At 65.3% G+C, this 17,886-nt stretch carries 16 protein-coding genes; 6 read left to right on the top strand and 10 right to left on the bottom strand.

Annotated features, from left to right (window positions below):
- Window positions 1–563: 563 nt before the first annotated feature.
- Window positions 564–1,289: a GAF and ANTAR domain-containing protein gene (locus J3E61_RS23110; protein WP_210085123.1), complete on the bottom strand. Its 726-nt coding sequence runs from the start codon at window positions 1,287–1,289 to the stop codon at window positions 564–566.
- A 664-nt stretch (window positions 1,290–1,953) separates the two neighbouring features.
- On the opposite strand from J3E61_RS23110, the gene J3E61_RS23105 reads away from it, so the two are divergent.
- Window positions 1,954–2,859: a glycosyltransferase gene (locus tag J3E61_RS23105; protein WP_210085122.1), complete on the top strand. Its 906-nt coding sequence runs from the start codon at window positions 1,954–1,956 to the stop codon at window positions 2,857–2,859.
- A gap of 33 nt (window positions 2,860–2,892) precedes the next feature.
- On the opposite strand, the gene J3E61_RS23100 is transcribed toward J3E61_RS23105, so the two are convergent.
- Together J3E61_RS23100 and J3E61_RS23095 are read right to left on the bottom strand one after the other, a co-directional pair.
- Window positions 2,893–4,158: a histidine--tRNA ligase gene (locus tag J3E61_RS23100; protein ID WP_210085121.1), complete on the bottom strand. Its 1,266-nt coding sequence runs from the start codon at window positions 4,156–4,158 to the stop codon at window positions 2,893–2,895.
- A gap of 9 nt (window positions 4,159–4,167) precedes the next feature.
- On the bottom strand, window positions 4,168–4,830 hold the full coding sequence (locus J3E61_RS23095; RefSeq protein WP_192722362.1) for an MBL fold metallo-hydrolase: 663 nt from the start codon (window positions 4,828–4,830) through the stop codon (window positions 4,168–4,170).
- A gap of 104 nt (window positions 4,831–4,934) precedes the next feature.
- Between J3E61_RS23095 and J3E61_RS23090 the strand changes: the two genes are divergently transcribed.
- Together J3E61_RS23090 and J3E61_RS23085 are read left to right on the top strand one after the other, a co-directional pair.
- Window positions 4,935–5,813 carry a peptidylprolyl isomerase gene (locus J3E61_RS23090; protein WP_192720774.1) on the top strand — a complete coding sequence of 293 codons (879 nt, stop codon included), beginning with the start codon at window positions 4,935–4,937 and terminating at the stop codon, window positions 5,811–5,813.
- 10 nt (window positions 5,814–5,823) lie between these two features.
- A complete protein-coding gene (locus J3E61_RS23085; protein WP_210085120.1) occupies window positions 5,824–6,831 on the top strand; it encodes a peptidylprolyl isomerase in 1,008 nt (335 codons plus the stop codon).
- Window positions 6,832–6,938: 107 nt separating this feature from the next.
- On the opposite strand, the gene J3E61_RS23080 is transcribed toward J3E61_RS23085, so the two are convergent.
- The gene (locus J3E61_RS23080; RefSeq protein WP_210085119.1) at window positions 6,939–7,232 is read right to left on the bottom strand and encodes a DUF4333 domain-containing protein; all 294 of its coding nucleotides are present in this window, start codon (window positions 7,230–7,232) and stop codon (window positions 6,939–6,941) included.
- 80 nt (window positions 7,233–7,312) lie between these two features.
- On the opposite strand from J3E61_RS23080, the gene J3E61_RS23075 reads away from it, so the two are divergent.
- The gene (locus J3E61_RS23075; RefSeq protein ID WP_210085118.1) at window positions 7,313–7,750 is read left to right on the top strand and encodes a DUF3592 domain-containing protein; all 438 of its coding nucleotides are present in this window, start codon (window positions 7,313–7,315) and stop codon (window positions 7,748–7,750) included.
- Between the two features lie 7 nt (window positions 7,751–7,757).
- On the opposite strand, the gene J3E61_RS23070 is transcribed toward J3E61_RS23075, so the two are convergent.
- The 6 genes from J3E61_RS23070 to yajC form a co-directional block, all read right to left on the bottom strand.
- Window positions 7,758–10,115 (bottom strand): RelA/SpoT family protein, encoded by a 2,358-nt coding sequence (locus J3E61_RS23070; RefSeq protein ID WP_210085117.1) that lies wholly within the window; start codon window positions 10,113–10,115, stop codon window positions 7,758–7,760.
- 36 nt (window positions 10,116–10,151) lie between these two features.
- A complete protein-coding gene (locus tag J3E61_RS23065; RefSeq protein WP_192720779.1) occupies window positions 10,152–10,676 on the bottom strand; it encodes an adenine phosphoribosyltransferase in 525 nt (174 codons plus the stop codon).
- Window positions 10,673–12,328: a hypothetical protein gene (locus tag J3E61_RS23060; RefSeq protein ID WP_210085116.1), complete on the bottom strand. Its 1,656-nt coding sequence runs from the start codon at window positions 12,326–12,328 to the stop codon at window positions 10,673–10,675. Before J3E61_RS23060 ends, J3E61_RS23065 begins: the two co-directional genes overlap by 4 nt.
- A gap of 5 nt (window positions 12,329–12,333) precedes the next feature.
- On the bottom strand, window positions 12,334–13,572 hold the full coding sequence (gene secF / locus J3E61_RS23055) for a protein translocase subunit SecF (protein WP_210085115.1): 1,239 nt from the start codon (window positions 13,570–13,572) through the stop codon (window positions 12,334–12,336).
- Window positions 13,573–13,576: 4 nt separating this feature from the next.
- On the bottom strand, window positions 13,577–15,391 hold the full coding sequence (gene secD / locus J3E61_RS23050) for a protein translocase subunit SecD (protein ID WP_210085114.1): 1,815 nt from the start codon (window positions 15,389–15,391) through the stop codon (window positions 13,577–13,579).
- Window positions 15,392–15,469: 78 nt separating this feature from the next.
- On the bottom strand, window positions 15,470–15,832 hold the full coding sequence (gene yajC, locus J3E61_RS23045) for a preprotein translocase subunit YajC (RefSeq protein ID WP_192720783.1): 363 nt from the start codon (window positions 15,830–15,832) through the stop codon (window positions 15,470–15,472).
- Window positions 15,833–15,961: 129 nt separating this feature from the next.
- On the opposite strand from yajC, the gene J3E61_RS23040 reads away from it, so the two are divergent.
- Together J3E61_RS23040 and gabT are read left to right on the top strand one after the other, a co-directional pair.
- Window positions 15,962–16,372, top strand: a complete 411-nt coding sequence (locus tag J3E61_RS23040) for a VOC family protein (protein ID WP_210085113.1) — start codon at window positions 15,962–15,964, stop codon at window positions 16,370–16,372.
- A gap of 173 nt (window positions 16,373–16,545) precedes the next feature.
- Window positions 16,546–17,886, top strand: coding sequence for a 4-aminobutyrate--2-oxoglutarate transaminase (gabT, locus tag J3E61_RS23035; protein WP_210085112.1), 1,341 nt, complete (start codon window positions 16,546–16,548; stop codon window positions 17,884–17,886).

Here is a 17,886-nt window from a genome sequence, read left to right as displayed (position 1 = left end):
TGTTGCCCGCAATTCGCTCTACTCAATCCCACCATCAAGATGCGACTCGTGGAGATGGCAGCGCCTTCCCACAGGCGCGCACATGCCAACCCCGACCGCCACAGACAAATGAAGGAGCAGTGAGCGCAGGGCGGGGAGGCCTGCAAAATTCGGGGGCGCCAAGCCCCGAGCTGCCCAGGCGGACAAGCAAATTCAAACTCCATGCCTTCCGCGGCGACATCACTGATTCACCGAATTACGCCAGGCACTTCACGTGCCCGCGCGATTGGGCCGAGCATGCCGGCCTGGAGTTTGCGGAGGCCGACCGATGATCTGGGTGTTCGTGGTTGGTTTCCTGATCGGCTGGGTCATCGGCGTGCTGCCCAGGCTGGTGCACTATGAGGGGGACTGAATGATGTTTGAGGACTTCGCAATTGCAGTGCTGGTGGCAGCCATCGCGGCAGCCGCGTGGCTACTGCCGTCGCTTCCTGCGCATAGCGATGTCGAGATGGGCACGGTCCCTTATTCAACGGTCAGATAGGTCCCAGCGGGGCCGCCTACAGCGTGGCGTCAAGCATGCGAGGTTATGGCGCGCCATCCAAGATGGCGGTCGTGTCCGTGCCCTCGACCACCGCACGGGCGACTTCTACCAAGAGTTGGTTGGTCTTTCGGGCGTGGGTTCGCAAGAGTCTGAACGCGGTATCCATGTCGATGGCGCCACGCTCGGCCAGCACGCCTTTTGCTTGCTCGATGATCACGCGTGTGTTCAACGCAGCCTGCAACTGCCTGCTGACTTCCTCCGAGCGCCTCACGATGCGTTGGTGCAGTATCCCGATCGTCGCCACGTCAGCCAAGGCCTGACCCACCGCAATGTCGGCAACCGACATTCTGCCGGGCTTGATGCGAAGCAGATTCATCGCGCCCAGCCGCTCATCACGCAACCGCAGCGGCAACGCATGGACCGATTGGAAGCCGTACTGCCCTGCGCGTTCGGCGAACGCCGGCCACCGATTCGGATCGACAGTCAGGTCGTCGACCACGACCGGTTGCCCGGCGCGATAGGCCTGCAGGCAGGGGCCTGCATCGGCTTGAATCTGAAACACTTCCAGCAGTCGCGTCTGCTCGCTGCTCGACGCGAGCACGTGTACGTCGCCGAGTGGATCGACAAGCACGATGCCCACGGCGTCGACCGGCAGCAGCGCCATCGAACTGTCGACAAGTTGATGCGCCAACTCAACGACGTCGTAGTCGGCCACCAAGGTGTCGGCCAGCGAAACGAACGCGTTGGCCAGACTCTCGTAGCGATCCATTCACATCCCTCTGGTGGGCAGTCTTGCCCCTGAACTCCTCGCGGTCAACTCGGCCTCGTCGACATCGTCTTTGGCGCATAGCATTTCGGCGCTGCGGGTGCCCCCAAGGTCTTTGCCGGTCCAAGGGCACGCCGCCACAGTCACCGCGTACGTCGCGGTCGCATGTGGCGTCGCGTAACACATCTCTGCAGGAGACGGCAGTTTTCTTGCGTAATCCCGAGCAAATAACCTATCCTCGGGTTGCGCTGCTTCCCCAGTCCCCGGTAGCTGGCACCGCCTTTGAGATTTGCAGGACTCGTCAAAGGGAGTCTGGGCCGGGCACTTTGAGGGGAAGATGTCACTTCGCTCAGACAAGTTCCGCTAGCGGGTCCAGCCTCGGCGCCCCGCGCTTGTGGCGTGGGCGGTACCGATGCGCAAATTCGGCTTGGTGCCAATGGTGCGTTCGGTGCGAACTGCAGACGGCAGATCAGTCAGGACCCGATTGGGGGCGCGAGGCGACGTGAAGACCCATACCTCCGCATCGCCACGCGCCTCCAATTGTCGTCCCGCATGGACGCAGTCCCCCGCCACGGGAACCCCTCCAGCGGCATGGGCCGACGCCGAATTGAGTGCGCTATGGCCACAGCGGGAGCTGACAATCGCCGACCCGTGTGCCCACAAAGTCATGACCCTCGTTCGCCTGCACAACCAACCACTGGGCGTCGTCGTGCTCGACGTCAGCCAAGACCGGACATGGCACGCCCATTCCGCGACGGTCATGGCGGCACTGCGATCGCGGATCAACGACCACCTCGCCGCTGACGGGCTGCCCGGCACCGACGACATTGAGTCGATTGCAAGCGAACACGACTCGGTGCCACAGTGCGTCCGTCACCGCTCTGCATTGTTGGTCGACGCGCCGCAGATCACCGTCATCGTAGCCACACACGAACGCCCTGCCGCCCTCCGCGAGTGCCTGGACAGTGTGCTCCGACAGGACTACCCACGGTTCAAGGTCGTGGTCGTCGACAACGACCCGCACACCATCGAAACCACGAAACTGATTGCAACACAGTTCTATCCGCGGGTGCAGTACATCAGAGAACTCCGCCGGGGAACGGCGTCCGCACACAACAAGGGTTTGCACGCAGCGCACGGAATGATCACCGCATTTGTCGACGACACTGTCGTCGTCGACCGGTGTTGGCTGACCGGCGTTGCCGAGGGATTCGCCAGCGCAGCTGACGTGGGTTGCGTCACCGGCCCCACCCTGCCCGCCGAATTGAACACCCACGCCCAGCTGATGCTCGAGCGCCGGAGCGGCGCCGATGAAGGGTTTCAGCAACGGACCTTTGACACCGACCTGAGTCGGCGCGGCGAACCATTGTTCGCGTTCGCCGCGGGACGATTCGGCGCGGCAACGAACCTGGCCTTCGACACCGCGCTCCTGCGCAGGCTCGGAGGTGTCGAACACGCCAGTGGCACTGGAACTTTCACGCGGGGAGGGCGGGATCTGTCAGCGTTCTTCCGCATCATCTTGCAGCATCGCCTGGTGTATCAGCCTGCTGCCATGGTCTGGTCGTCTACGTGACTAAAAGGTGTGGCGGGCCGAGAAGTTCGGCAATCAACCGCGGCTGAGACGCGAAAGCACCTCGGCGAGAACATTATCCACACCCACATCGACCTGATCACCGGTCGACAGGTTCTTCACCCCGATCGTGCCGGCCTCGATATCGCGATCACCGGCAACCAAAGCGATCGACGCGCCAGAGCGGTCGGCGGCGCGCATCGCACCCTTGATTCCGCGGTCACCGTAGGACAGGTCGACGCGCACACCCGCAGCCCGCAGTCGCGCACCGAGCACGGCCAACGTCAGTTTGGCCTGATCCCCCAGTGGCACCCCGAACACATCAACGCGGGTGGCACCGCCAACGGTCTTGCCCTCGGCTTTCAATGCCAACAGCGTACGGTCGACACCGAGACCAAAGCCGATGCCGGACAGGTCTTTTCCGCCGAGCTGACGCATCAGCCCGTCATAGCGCCCGCCGCCACCGATGCCCGACTGAGCACCTAGCCCGTCGTGGACGAACTCGAACGTCGTCTTCGTGTAGTAATCCAGCCCGCGCACCATCCGCGGATTGATCACGTACGGCACCTCGAGCGCGTCTAGGTGCGCGAGCACCGAGTCGAAGTGCTGCTTGGCCGCATCGGACAGATGATCCAGCATCACAGGTGCCTCGGCGGTCATCTCGCGCACTTTCGGGCGCTTGTCGTCGAGCACCCGCAACGGGTTGATCTCGGCGCGTCGGCGGGTCTCTTCGTCCAGGTCCAGCTTGAACAGGAACTCCTGCAACAGTTCCCGGTACTGCGGCCGACAGGAGTCGTCGCCCAATGACGTTATCTCCAGGCGGAAACCGTCGAGCCCGAGCGAGCGGAAACCCGCGTCGGCGACGGCAATCACCTCAGCATCCAGCGCCGGATCGTCGACGCCGATCGCCTCGACGCCGACCTGCTGCAGCTGACGGTAGCGACCGGCCTGCGGGCGCTCGTAACGGAAGAACGGTCCGGCGTAGCACAGCTTCACGGGCAGCGGCCCGCGGTCCAGCCCATGCTCGATCACCGCGCGCATCACGCCCGCAGTGCCCTCCGGTCGCAGCGTCACTGAACGGTCGCCGCGATCGGCGAAGGTGTACATCTCCTTGCTCACCACATCAGTGGATTCACCGACGCCGCGGGCGAACAACGCGGTGTCCTCGAAAATCGGCAATTCGATGTCGCCGTAGCCGGCGCGCCGGGCAGCATCGAGCAGGCCGTCGCGCACACCCACGAACTGGGCCGAGTCGGGCGGCAGGTAATCCGGGACGCCCTTTGGCGCCTGAAAATCAGTCACGGAAACTCATCAAGTCAAGCCTTCGAGGAATGGGTTGGTACGGCGTTCGAAACCGATCGTGGTCTTTTCACCGTGACCCGGTAGTACCACGGTGTCGTCGTCGAGCACCAACAGTTTTGTCATGATCGAACCGAGCAGGTCGCGGCCGCTGCCGCCGGGAAGATCAGTGCGCCCCACCGAGCCGCGGAACAGGGTGTCCCCGGAAAAGACGACCTCTTCTGGCCCGTCGGAAATCCGGAACACGACAGAGCCGCGGGTATGTCCTGGCGTGTGGTCGACGGTCACCGTCACATCACCCACCTCTACCTTGTCGCCGTCGCGGTCGAGCTCAACGACCTGTTTGGGTTCGCGGAACAGCGCGCCGAACGCGATTTGGGCCAGCCGGGGCCCGAAGTCCTTGATCGGATCGGTCAGCATGAAGCGGTCTTCGGGATGGATGTAGGCGGGGCAGCCGTACATATCGGCCACCTTCTGGGCCGACCAAATGTGGTCGATGTGTCCGTGGGTCAACAGCACCGCGGCGGGCGTGAGGTGGTTGTCGTCGAGGACCTGCCGCAACTGCCCCATCGCCCGTTGGCCAGGGTCGACGATGACCGCGTCGGCCCCAGCCCGCTTGGCCAGCACGTAGCAGTTGCACGCCAACATGCCTGCCGGGAATCCGGTGATCAACACGGCGTCCAGTGTCCCATTCATCGTTGGCGCGGGTCGCAACCCCTGCACTCAGCAACGCCTGGCACACTCGGTGCCGACTACCGATCACGAGGAGGACACCGGCGGTGCCGACCAACGAACAACGGCGTGCAACGGCGAAGCGCAAACTGGAACGTCAGCTCGAGCGCCGAGCGGCGAGGGAGCGCAAACGCCGCATCTACCTGATCGTCGGATCCGCCGCGGCCGCGATCGTCGTGATCGGCGCCATCGTGGCCACCATCGTCATCACCAACAAGCACTCCGATACTCAGACCGCCGCCGCGACGACGTCATCGGCCGCCCCGACCAGCGCGGCCCCCGCTGCAGCAGGAGCGCTGCCCCCGTTCGCGGCACCGGCGAACCTCGGCGCGAACTGCCAGTACCCGCCATCCGCGGACAAGGCGAGCAAGCCGGCCAAGCCGCCGCGCACTGGCAAGGTGCCCACCGACCCGGCACAGGTCAGCGCCAGCATGTCCACCAACCAGGGCAACCTCGGGCTACAACTCGACAACGGCAAGGCACCGTGCACGGTGAACAGCTTCGCCAACCTGGCACAGCAGGGTTTCTTCAACGACACGCCCTGCCATCGGCTGACCACATCGCCGGGATTGGCGGTGCTGCAGTGCGGTGATCCGACGGGCCAGGGCACGGGCGGTCCGGGCTACCAGTTCGACAACGAGTACCCGACCAACCAGTACCAGCCCGATGACCCGAAGCTGCAGGAGCCGGTGAAGTATCCGCGTGGCACTCTCGCCATGGCCAACGCGGGACCCGGCACCAACGGCAGCCAGTTCTTCCTGGTGTACAAGGATTCGGAGTTGCCGCCCAACTACACGGTGTTCGGCACCATCGACGAGACCGGCCTGGCGACGCTGGACAAGATCGCCGCGGCGGGCACCGCCGACGGTGGTCAGGACGGCAAGCCGAAGAACGACGTCACAATCAAGTCGATTCTGCTCGACTGACGCTGCGGCCATGACAACTCCGCCGCCGTACGGGCCCTACCCACCGCCGCCGGGCGCGTACGCGGGGCCCTATGGCTATCCGGCGTACCCGCCGCGGGGCACCAACGCGTTGGCGATCGTGTCGTTGGTGTGCGCGTTCCTGTTCGCCCCGCTTGGCATCATCTTCGGACACATCTCGCTGTCGCAGATCAAAAAGACCGGCGAGGAGGGCCGCGGCCTTGCCATCGCGGGACTCGTCATCAGCTACCTGATCACTGTGTTCACGGTCGTGGCGATAGTGCTGAGCGTGCTGTTCTTCGTGACGGTCGCCAATGAGCTCGAGCGGCTGGACGGCCTGTCCACGCAGCCCTCGGTCACCGCAGCGCCGTCGCCCGTCGACAAGCAGCTGCCCCCGTTCGAGCCGCCGAAGACGTTGGGGGCCAACTGCCAATACCCGGCGACGACTGAGCCGGCGAGCAAGCCCGTCAAGCCGCCGCAGAACGGGCGGATCGCGACCGATCCTGCGCTCATCCGAGCGACCATCACGACGACCCAGGGCGCCATCGGGCTGGAGTTGGACAACGGCAAGACCCCGTGCACGGTCAACAACTTCACGAGCCTGGCCAGGCAGGGATTCTTCGACAACACCAAGTGCCACCGGCTGACCACGTCGGCCGAACTCGGTGTGCTGCAGTGCGGCGATCCGACCGGCAGCAGCACGGGTGGGCCCGGCTACCGGTTCCCGAACGAGTACCCCACCAACCAGTACCGCCTGACCGATCCGGCACTGAAGGTCCCCGTGATCTATCCGCGCGGCACCTTGGCGATGGCCAACTCCGGGCCAGGGACCAACGGCAGCCAATTCTTCTTGGTGTACAAGGACTCTCAGCTGCCACCGACCTACACCGTGTTCGGCACCATCGACGCGGCGGGGCTGGCGACGTTGGAAAAGGTCGCCGCGGGCGGCGTGGCCGACGGCACCGAGGACGGCAAGCCGGTGATCGACGCAACGATCAAGTCGGTGCAGATCGGCTCCTAGCGCGAGGCATCCCCCGCAGCCGATTCCGCGAGATTGCACTTGTTGTGCTGTCCCACTGCGACTTTCCCGCAATAACTGCAGTCTCGCGGCACAGAATCCGGCGGAGATTACTTGGTCGGCGCGGTTTTGATGTAGAACTCGACGTCGTCGCCCTGCACCTTGGTGACCTTCATCTGGGCGGTGTACTCCTTGCCCTCGGGTCCGGTGAAGTGGCATTCGAATTCCTTGCCGACCTCGGCGTCGACGCCCGAAGGGCACTTGACGTCGTTCGGCTTGAAGCCGGTCTGCTTGGACACCAGGTCGACGACGGACTGCGCGGCCCCCTCGGGCCTGATCGTCGACCCACAACCCGCCAACACCACCGCCAGCGAAGCAATCAGGACCACCAATGCAGTGCGCATCGCGGCAGTATTTCACAACAGAGCAAACAGCGACATACTTGATGGGGAAACGACACATCGGTCGACGGGGGGAAGAGCAGATGGATGGCGGCGCATGGATTATGTTCGCGGTCGGCCTTGTCGGCCTGGTCTTGTCGATCCCGGCCTTCTGGCACACCCAGCGGGCGACCTTGTTTCGTCCCGTCCCGGGGCGGGTCGTCGAACGGTCCGTCGTGCCGGCGCCGTGGTTTCGGGTGACCGCCGGATGGGGCCCGTACGTCCTGAAAGTCAAGTACGCGTACCTGGTGAACGGGAGCGAGCTCGTCAGTGACCGCTTCTCGTTTGTGCCGCGCCGCTATGGACGCAAACGAGCAGACGCAGAGCTGGCCAATCTGCCGGATCAGCTGACTGTCTTTGTCAATTCCCACAATCCAGCGGATGCTGTCGTCGACCGGCGCGGCGCTGGAGCCGCGGTCTTCACTTTCCTCATTGGTGGCGTGGCGATGACGTACGCAATGAGCTCAATGCTTTACCGCTGACGGATGGTCACGCGGCGGAAGTCACACGGTAGACGTCGTAGACGCCCTCCACGTTGCGCACCACGTTGAGCAGGTGGCCAAGGTGCTTCGGATCGCCCATTTCGAAGGTGAACCGGCTGATCGCGACGCGGTCATCGGAGGTCGTCACAGACGCCGACAGGATGTTGACCTTTTCGTCGGCCAGTACACGGGTCACGTCCGACAGCAGTCGATGCCGATCGAGCGCCTCCACCTGAATAGCGACCAGGAACACCGATGACGGGCCAGGCGCCCACTGCACGTCGATGATCCGTTCCGACTGCTGTTGCAGCGACGTGGCATTCGTGCAGTCGGTGCGGTGCACACTGACGCCGCCTCCGCGCGTCACGAATCCCATGATGTTGTCGCCGGGCACCGGCGTGCAGCACTTGGCCAGTTTCGTCAACACGCCGGGAGCGCCGGGTACCGACACGCCGACGTCGTCGGTGCTGCGCTGCCGCACCACCATGGTCGTCGGCGTCGAGCGTTCGGCGAGCTCGTCGGCGGCTTCGTCGTCACCGCCGAGCTGGGCCACCAGCCGCTGCACGACGTGCCGTGCCGAGACGTGGCCTTCACCAACGGCGGTGTAGAGCGCGGACACATCGGTGTAGCGCAGCTCGCGGGCCAGCGCCGCCATCGACTCGGCATTCATCAAGCGCTGCAAGGGAAGCCCGCTGCGCCGAACCTCGCGCGCGATCGCGTCTTTACCCGACTCCAGGGCCTCTTCGCGGCGCTCCTTGGCGAACCACTGCCGGATCTTCGCCTTCGCGCGCGGCGACACCACGAACGTCTGCCAGTCTCGCGACGGGCCTGCGTTCGGCGCCTTGGACGTGAAAACCTCGACCACTTCGCCGTTTTCGAGCTTGCGCTCCAGCGCGACCAGTCTGCCGTTGACCCTTGCGCCGATGCAGCGGTGACCGACCTCGGTGTGCACGGCGTAGGCGAAGTCGACGGGAGTCGAGCCCGTCGGCAATGTGATCAAATCGCCCTTCGGGGTGAACACGAAGATCTCTTGCACCGCAAGGTCGTAGCGCAACGCCTCGAGGAACTCGCCGGGGTCCGCGGCCTCCCGCTGCCAGTCGAGCAGTTGGCGCATCCACGCCATATCGTCGATCTCGGCGGCGGCGTGCGGATGAGGAGCGTTGCGGCCCTTGGTTTCCTTGTACCGCCAATGGGCTGCGATGCCGTACTCGGCGGTGTTGTGCATGTCATGGGTGCGGATCTGCACTTCGAGCGGCTTGCCCTCGGGCCCGACGACCGTGGTGTGCAGCGACTGATACACCCCGTAGCGCGGTTGTGCGATGTAATCCTTGAATCGACCCGGCATCGGCTGCCACAACGAATGCACCACGCCCACAGCGGCATAACAGTCGCGGATCTCGTCGCAGAGGATTCGCACCCCGACCAGATCGTGGATGTCGTCGAAGTCGCGGCCCTTGACGATCATCTTCTGGTAGATCGACCAGTAGTGCTTCGGCCTGCCCTCCACCGTCGCGTTGATCTTCGACGCGGACAGCGTGCCGTTGATCTCGTCACGAACCTTGGCGAGATAGGTATCGCGCGACGGCGCGCGGTCGGCGACCAGCCGAACGATCTCTTCGTACTTCTTCGGATGCAGGATCGCGAACGACAGGTCCTCCAGCTCCCACTTCACCGTGGCCATACCCAGCCGATGTGCCAGTGGCGCAATGACTTCCAGCGTCTCGCGAGCCTTGCGGGCCTGCTTTTCCGGCGGCAGGAACCGCATGGTGCGCATGTTGTGCAGTCGGTCGGCGACCTTGATCACCAACACCCGGCCGTCGCGGGCCATCGCGATGATCATCTTGCGGATCGTCTCGGCGTCGGCGGCGGTGCCCAGTGCGACCCTGTCCAGCTTGGTGACGCCGTCGACCAGATGCGCCACCTCCTCGCCGAAATCGGCGGTCAGCTGTTCCATCGTGTAGCCGGTGTCCTCGACCGTGTCGTGCAGCAGCGCGGCGACCAGCGTGGTGGTGTCCATCCCGAGTTCGGCCAGGATGTTCGCAACGGCCAGCGGGTGGGTGATGTACGGGTCACCGGAGCGCCGCATCTGGTCGGCGTGACGCTCCTCGGCTACCTCGTAAGCCTTTTGCAGCAACGCCAGATTGGCCTTCGGAACGAAACTCTTGTGGACGGCGACCAGTGGCTCGAGCACCGGGTTGACGGCGCTGCGCTGAGCTGTCATCCGGCGGGCCAGTCTGGCGCGCACGCGCCGCGACGCGCTCGTCGAGACTTTCGGAATCTCCAGCGGCTGTGTCTCAGGCAGTGAAGCCCCGGGAGGCGCCTGCACGGCCTGTCCCGTGCCGGGTTCGTCGCCACTGGAAGCCATGGTCACCTCCTCTTCGCCAGACTTCGAGGATAGCCCTCACACCGTGTGCAAGCTGCTTACCGCCAACGGTTCGAGCAGGTCGCGGCCACCGAGTGCGGCAAGCTCGAGGATCACTGCCGCGCCGGTGACGTTCGCTCCTGCGTGCCGTAACAGCTTGGCAGTCGCCGCTACAGTGCCACCGGTAGCCAGAACGTCGTCGATGATCGCGATGTTCCTGCCTGCGAGTTCGATGCCCTCGGCAGGGACCTCCAGCGTGGCGGAGCCGTATTCGAGGTTGTAGGTCTCGCCGATCACCGGCGGCGGCAGTTTGCCGCCCTTGCGGACCGCCAGCACACCGATCCCCAGCTTGATCGCGACGGCGCCGCCGAGCAAGAACCCGCGGGCGTCCACTCCTGCCACCAGGTCCACTCCCCTGGCGATCTCTGCGAGAGCCTCGGATACCGCATCAAGGCCGCGCGCGTCGGCCAGCAGCGGGGTGAGGTCCTTGAATTGGATACCTGGCTCGGGGAAGTCGGGCACCTCGCGCATCAGCGACGCGACAAGTCGCGAAATGTCCATCATTGCGACAGCTTCCAGCGGTCCATGTTCCACCCCGCGCCCCATCGAGTCGGATTGCTGCTCACCGCATACATCTTCTTCGATGTGAGAAGTGTGCGCTGTTGACGATAGAGCGGAAGCGTCGGCATGTCCGCCCACAAGATCGAGCCGCCCTCGCCGAGCAGCCGCGCCAGCTCCTTCGGATCGGAGGTCACCGCCAGCGACGAGACGATGCCGTCGATGCGTTCGTTGGAGTAGCCGGACAGGTTGTTGCCGTTTGCGGTGTGCAGGTCATAGGCGTCCATCGCCGAGGAGCCCGTCGACCCGCTGCCGGCAGCTCCGCCGGTGCTTGCGATCAATGCGTCAATCTTGTTGTCGCGCAGACTCAGTGGGCCAACAGCATCCGACGCCGCATCCTGCACCGTGATGCCCGCAGGCGCGCAGGCCTTCGCGATCGCACCGACGGTCGCGGCCAGCCGCGCATTGGGGCTTTGATACCCGATGCGAACGGTCATCGGCTGGTTGTTGATCGCGGCGCGGGCGGCGTCGGGGTTGGCGACCACGAACTGCCCGGACTCCACGGCACCCTCGGCCGCGGCATACGCATCCTCGGAGACGGGGTTGAGTCGGGCATTGGCGATCGGCGACGACGCGTTCTTGGCGATCACGTCGCGCGGCGTGCAGAACGCCAGCGCCCGACGCGCTGGCGGGCCGGCCAGCGGCCCCTGCGCCGCGAAGATCAGTTGTTCGATGCCCGCCGACGGCGAGTCGGTGCGCACGTAATCGTCCGGCAGATTCAGCGTCCCCGACGACCCGGCCGCCACGTCGACCACGTCGTAGACGCCCTGATTGACCTTGTCCTGGATGTCGGCGCCCCGCGGCCACACCGTGACCTTCTTCGTGACGGGTTTGGCGCCCCACCACTTGTCGTTGGCGACCAGCACGACCGAACCGTCCTTGTTGACCGCGTCGATCTTGTAGGGCCCCGAGGACGGGAACCGCTTGGCGTCGAAGTGCCCGGGGTCCAGATTCCAGGTGTTGTTCCATACCTGCGCGATGCGCTCGGCGGCCGGGCCGTCGTTGTTGATGAGGGCTGAGGTGACGCCCCCGTCTCCCAGTCCGAGTTCGTCGGCGATGACGTGCGACGGCATCATCGACGTCGCCGCGAACAACTGGCCGAAGTCGATGAACCCGCGGTCCTGGGCGAACGTCACCCGCGCCTTCTTCTGACCCGGCGCGCAGTCGACAGAGGCGATATCGCTGTAGCCGGCCCGGTTGGCAGCGTCGAAACCGGGCAGCCGACCCGATTGCGAGGCCCACGCCAGGACCATGTCGTCACACGTGATCGGCTTGCCGTCGGAGTACACCGCATTGGCGTTGATTTCGTAGTCGAGCACCAAGGGCGCCCGCCCGACCACGGAGATGGTGCCGAAATCGTGGTCGCCGACGATCTGCCCGTCGGGTCCGTGGTAGTTGAAGCCGGTCAGCACCCGGGCGAAGGCCTGCGGCCCGCCCGATGCGGCGCCCGTGACGGTGTTGGTGTTGTAGGTGACCAGCGTGCCGTCGACGGCGTAATTCACGCTGTCGGCGGGACCCGCCGAGCACGCCGCCAGCCCCAGCCCACCGACCAGCGACAGCACGGCCGCGGCGATGACGCTCCGGCTCCCGACTGGCATGCCCCTTACCGCCGGGTGTTTCGCTTACCCGACGGACGTCCGGTCCGATTGGCGGTTGGCCGCACGGGCCGCGAGCCAGGCGCAGGCTTCTCCGGCGCCGGCTTGGCGGCCACCACCGCCTCCTGCGGTTCGGCGTCCTGCACGACCTCGGTGGCCCGGGCGGGCTTGCGCCGGTTGAGCACTCGCCGCGTGTGCGTGCGGACCAGATCAGTGCGCTCGCGCAGCGTCACCAACAGCGGGGTCGCGAAGAAGATCGAGGAGTAGGTGCCGACGATGACGCCGACCAACTGCACCAACGCCAGGTCCATCAGCGTGCCGACGCCGAGCAGCCACACCGCGACCACCATCAGCGAGACGATCGGCAGGACCGAGATCAGGCTGGTGTTGATCGAGCGCATAAAGGTCTGGTTGACCGCGAGGTTGGCCTGTTCGGCGAACGTGCGGCGCGTGGTGTGTTCGAAGCCGCGCGTGTTTTCCTCGACCTTGTCGAAGACAATGACGGTGTCGTACAGCGAGAAGCCCAGGATGGTCAGCAGGCCGATCACCGTCGCAGGCGTGACCTCGAACCCGACGATCGAATAGACACCCGCCGTGGTGACCAAGTCGAATACGAGCGTCGCCAGCGCCGACATCGCCATGTAGCGCTCGTAGCGGACGGTGATGTAGATGGCCGCCAGGACCAGGAAAACCACGAGCGCAATGAGCGCCTTCTTGGTGATCTGCCCACCCCACGACGCCGACACCGCCGAGTCGCTGATCGCCTGCTTGGAAACCTGCCCGTCAGCGCCCTTGGGGTGGAACGCGTCGAACAGCGCGTTGCGCAGTTTCTCGGTCTCTTCGTTGGTAAGCGTCTCCGAACGGATCTGCACGGTGGCCGAGCCACCGCTGCCGACCATGACCACGGATTCGGGTGACTTGCCCAGCGCCTTGCTGAACACGTCCTCGACCTGCTGGGTGCTGACCGTGCCGTTCTGGCCCGCGACCGGCATCGACACCTTGGTGCCGCCCTCGAAGTCGATACCGAAGGTGAAACCGCGCAACAGGATGCTCGCGACGGCAACCGCCACGATCAAGCCACTGACCGCGTACCAGAGCTTGCGACGCCCGATGACCTCGAAAGCGCCTGTGCCGGTGTACAGGCGCACGAAGAAGCCGTGCCTGGGCGCGTTCGCCGCTGCGGCTTCGAGGTCGGGTGCCTCGACCGCGTCGGAGTCGGTCACGTCGGATGAATGTTTGGCCGCCATCTGGCTATCCCCGTTCCGTCGCGTGTGCGGCCGCTCGGCGTTCGCGCGCAATCTGCTGCACCGCGCCCAACCCGTTGAACGCCGGCTTGGCCAGCGTCGGCGACTTCGAGGCGAGGTACACCAGCGGCCAGGTCACCAGGAACACCACGACAACGTCCAGGATCGTCGTCAGGCCCAGCGTGAACGCGAAGCCCTTCACCTGGCCGACCGCTAGGACGTAGAGCACCGCGGCGGCCAGGAAGGTCACCGCATTGCCGGACAGAATCGTCTTGCGCGCCCTGGCCCAGCCGCGTGGCACAGCCGAGCGGAACGAACGCCCTTCGCGGATCTCGTCTTTGATGCGTTCGAAGAACACCACGAACGAGTCGGCGGTGGTGCCGATACCGATGATCAGACCGGCGATACCGGCGAGGTCGAGCGTGTAGTTGATGTATCTACCCAACAACACCAGAATCGCGAAAACCATTGCGCCCGAAGCGACTAGCGACAACGCGGTGAGCAGCCCCAGCACCCGGTAGTAGAGCAGTGAGTACAGCAGCACCGCCGCCAGGCCGATGGCGCCTGCGATGAGGCCGGCCCGCAGGGACGACAAACCCAGTGTGGCAGAGACGGTTTCGGCCTCAGATGATTCGAATGACAGCGGCAGTGAACCGTACTTCAGCACGTTGGCCAGCTCGCGCGCCGAGTCGGCGGTGAAGTGGCCGGTGATCTGGGTGCGACCGCCCGGAATGGCTTCCTGGATCTGTGGCGCGCTGACCACCTTTGAATCCAGCACGAACGCGGTCTGGGTGCCGATGTTGGCGGCAGTGAAGTCGGCCCAGATCCGCGAGGCCTCATCGTTGAATTCGACGGTCACGACGTACTCGCCGCGCTGCTGGTCGAGCCCGGAGTCGGCGTTCTTGATCTGCTCACCCTTGATGATCGCCTTGTCGAGGATGTAGACCGCCTTGCCGTCTTGCGAACAGGTGATGAGCGGCAAATTGGGATCGTCGTTGCCGGCCAGCACGTCCTCGTCGTGGCAACGGGTTGCCTGGAACTGCAGCGCCAGCACCTGGATCTGCTGATCGTTGCTCTGCCGCAGCTGCTTCTCGTCGGCGATGCGCTGGGCCAGCGTCTGCTTCTCGGCTGGTGGCGGGCCTCCCGGTCCTGGCGGGGGTGCGCCCGGTCCTGGCGGAGGCGGCGGCGCCGGGGTCGGCGGCGGTTCCTGCGGATACGGCCGCGGCTGAGGTGCCGGACTCTGCGCCGGCGGGGCCGCCGCCGGCGGGGCCGCCGGCGGCGGTGCCTGTTCGGCGGGCGACGGCGGCGAAACGGGCGCGCCGGGCTCGGCGGGGGCGATCGGCGGCACACCGGGCGGCATGCCGGGCGCACCGGGCGCCATGCCGGGCGCACCCGGTGGCGCTCCCGGCGGAGCCTCGGCAGGCTGACCGGCGGCGTCGGGAACCGGGAACTCCTTGATGACGGGCCTGACGTACAGCCGAGCCGTCTGCCCGAGGTTGCGGGCCTCACTGCTGTCGTTGCCCGGCACCGTGATGACCAAGTTCGAACCGTCGATGACGACCTCGGACCCCGAGACGCCAAGACCGTTCACACGCGCGCTGATGATCTGCTGCGCCTGGTTGAGCGCATCCCGGGTGGGTGCGGAGCCGTCGGGTGTGCGTGCGGTCAGCGTGACGCGGGTGCCGCCCTGCAAGTCGATACCGAGCTTCGGCTTGGCCTGCTTGTCGCCGGTCAGGAAGACCAGCAGGTAGACACCGATCAGCAACACGAAGAAAAGCGTCAGGTAGCGGGCAGGGTGCACCGGCGTCGGGGACGATGCCACGTTGTCAGGGTCTCCTTCGAGATCAGTTCGTCAGCACCGCAAAGGGTACGTGCTGGTATCCGGGAAGTGCGCGAGATGTCAGCCGTCGGTCTTGGCGTTCGGGCTGTCGGTGATCTCGGTCGCGGTCGACTCGCGAGCCTCGTAGTCGGTGTCTTCCGGTTCGTCGATGTCATCGTCGATGTCGTCGACGATGCGGTCGCGGATAGCGAGCTTCATCCAGGTGGTGACGACGCCGGGGGCGATCTGCAGATGGACGCTGTCGTCGGTGATGCCGGTGATGGTGCCCTCGAGGCCCGACGTGGTGTGCACGCGGTCCCCGATGGTGAGCGACTCGTGCAGGTCGATGGTGGCCTGCATCGCCTTCTTCTGTTTGCGCGAGGCGAAGAACATGAATGCGCCCAAGATGATGATCAGGGGCAGGAAGAGGGTCATTTCGCCCATGGCGGAGGTGTCTTTCGTGTCGTCTTGCGGTTACGGCGCCCAGACCGCAGGTCAGGGGCCTCGTCTTTGACCAGTGTGCCATTGCTGCCATCGGCGGCCGTCCCCCCGGTCCGCTGTTAGCGTCGCAGGATGCTGGGACACATCGGCATCAATGTTCCCGACCTGGACGCTGCGAGGCGTTATTACAGCGCGCTCATGCCGCTGGTCGGATTCGAAACGTTCCTCGATGCCGCCGACGAGTTTGCATATCGCCCGATGGCCGGTAAGCCCGGCACCTATCTGTTCTTCTATCCCGCCGCCGAGCAGTCAACGTACTCACGACACCAGGCCGGCCTGCAGCACCTGGCGTTCATGGTGCGCACGCGGTCGGCGGTGAGCGCCGTGCATTCCGCTGCGGAAGAACTCGCCGCTCAGTTTGGTGGCAGCGTGCTGCACGAGCCACAGGTGTTCCCTCAATATCCGCAGCCGTACTTCGCGACGTTCTGGCTCGACCCCTGGGGCGTCATGCTCGAAGCGGTGTGCCATCACGGCCGCGTGTGAGCGTGCGCAACGAAATCCGTTGCATTGGCCGGATGTTGCCGATGGTTCCGGCATGAGCTGCCGCGGTTTTCGACGGATCGGCGCGTCAAGAGACTAGGCTCGGTTCGCAGCGCGAGCTGGTAGTTGCGCTCCTCGCGTGCGCGGCGGAAACCCACCGAAATCAGGAGCCTCCATTGAGCACTCTCGAGCAAAGCCGCTACCTCGGAACGGCGATTCCCGGGCCGCGGTCACAAGAGCTGATCGACCGCAAGAGCGCCGCGGTGTCACGCGGAATCGGAAACACCATGCCGGTCTACGCCGCCCGGGCGTTCGGCGGCATCGTCGAAGACGTCGACGGCAACCGGCTGATCGACCTGGGCTCCGGCATCGCCGTGACGACGATCGGCAACTCGTCGCCGCGCGTGGTCGCGGCGGTGGCCGAACAGGTCGCGAAGTTCACCCACACCTGCTTCATGATTACGCCGTACGAGGCCTACGTCGAGGTGGCCGAGCAGCTCAACCGGCTCACCCCGGGCAGCGGTGACAAACGGTCGGCCTTGTTCAACTCCGGGTCCGAAGCCGTCGAGAACGCAATCAAGATCGCCAGGACGTACACGCGCAAGCAGGCAGTCGTATCGTTCGACCACGCCTATCACGGCAGAACCAATCTGACGATGGCGCTGACCGCGAAGTCGATGCCCTACAAGCACGGCTTCGGCCCGTTCGCACCCGAGATCTACCGTGCCCCGCTGTCGTACCCGTTCCGCGACGCCGAATTCGGTAAGGAACTCGCCACCGATGGCGAACTGGCCGCCAAGCGCGCCATCGGCGTCATCGAGAAGCAGGTCGGCGCGGACAACCTGGCCGCCGTGATCATCGAACCCATTCAGGGTGAGGGCGGGTTCATCGTTCCCGCAGACGGTTTCCTGCCTGCGCTGCTGGATTGGTGCCGTGCCAACAACGTGGTGTTCATCGCCGACGAGGTGCAGACCGGATTCGCCAGAACGGGCGCGATGTTCGCGTGCGAACACGAAGGCATCGAGCCCGACCTGATCTGCACGGCGAAAGGCATCGCCGACGGCCTGCCGCTCTCGGCGGTCACCGGACGCGCGGACATCATGGACGCTCCACATGTCAGCGGGCTGGGCGGGACGTACGGCGGCAACCCGGTCGCCTGCGCCGCGGCGTTGGCCACCATCGAAACGATCGAGTCCGACGGCCTGGTCGAGCGTGCTCGCCAGATCGAGGTCTTGATGAAGGACCGACTCGGGCGGTTGCAGGCGCAGAACGATCGCATTGGCGACGTCCGGGGCCGGGGCGCGATGATCGCGATGGAGTTGGTCAAGCCAGGGACGCTCGAGCCCGACGCCGAGCTGACCATGAAGCTGTGCGTCGGGTGTCACACCGCGGGCGTAATCGTGTTGTCCTGCGGCACATTTGGCAATGTCTTGCGCTTCCTGCCGCCGCTGACCATCAGCGACGAGCTTCTGATCGAAGGCCTCGACGTTCTCGCTCTCGTCCTGGCCGACCTCTAA

It is taken from the genome of Mycobacterium sp. OAE908 (assembly GCF_017872775.1).
Classification (GTDB): Bacteria; Actinomycetota; Actinomycetes; order Mycobacteriales; family Mycobacteriaceae; genus Mycobacterium.
This window is presented reverse-complemented; position numbering and strand designations above follow the sequence as displayed.

Coding starts and splice junctions, on each gene's coding strand:
- J3E61_RS23110 (WP_210085123.1), bottom strand. CDS start 1,289: ATGGATCGCTACGAGAGTCTGGCCAACGCGTTCGTTTCGCTGGCCGAC.
- yajC (WP_192720783.1), bottom strand. CDS start 15,832: ATGGGCGAAATGACCCTCTTCCTGCCCCTGATCATCATCTTGGGCGCA.
- J3E61_RS23085 (WP_210085120.1), top strand. CDS start 5,824: ATGACAACTCCGCCGCCGTACGGGCCCTACCCACCGCCGCCGGGCGCG.
- J3E61_RS23105 (WP_210085122.1), top strand. CDS start 1,954: ATGACCCTCGTTCGCCTGCACAACCAACCACTGGGCGTCGTCGTGCTC.
- J3E61_RS23075 (WP_210085118.1), top strand. CDS start 7,313: ATGGATGGCGGCGCATGGATTATGTTCGCGGTCGGCCTTGTCGGCCTG.
- J3E61_RS23070 (WP_210085117.1), bottom strand. CDS start 10,115: ATGGCTTCCAGTGGCGACGAACCCGGCACGGGACAGGCCGTGCAGGCG.
- J3E61_RS23040 (WP_210085113.1), top strand. CDS start 15,962: ATGCTGGGACACATCGGCATCAATGTTCCCGACCTGGACGCTGCGAGG.
- J3E61_RS23060 (WP_210085116.1), bottom strand. CDS start 12,328: ATGCCAGTCGGGAGCCGGAGCGTCATCGCCGCGGCCGTGCTGTCGCTG.
- J3E61_RS23080 (WP_210085119.1), bottom strand. CDS start 7,232: ATGCGCACTGCATTGGTGGTCCTGATTGCTTCGCTGGCGGTGGTGTTG.
- secF (WP_210085115.1), bottom strand. CDS start 13,572: ATGGCGGCCAAACATTCATCCGACGTGACCGACTCCGACGCGGTCGAG.
- J3E61_RS23065 (WP_192720779.1), bottom strand. CDS start 10,676: ATGATGGACATTTCGCGACTTGTCGCGTCGCTGATGCGCGAGGTGCCC.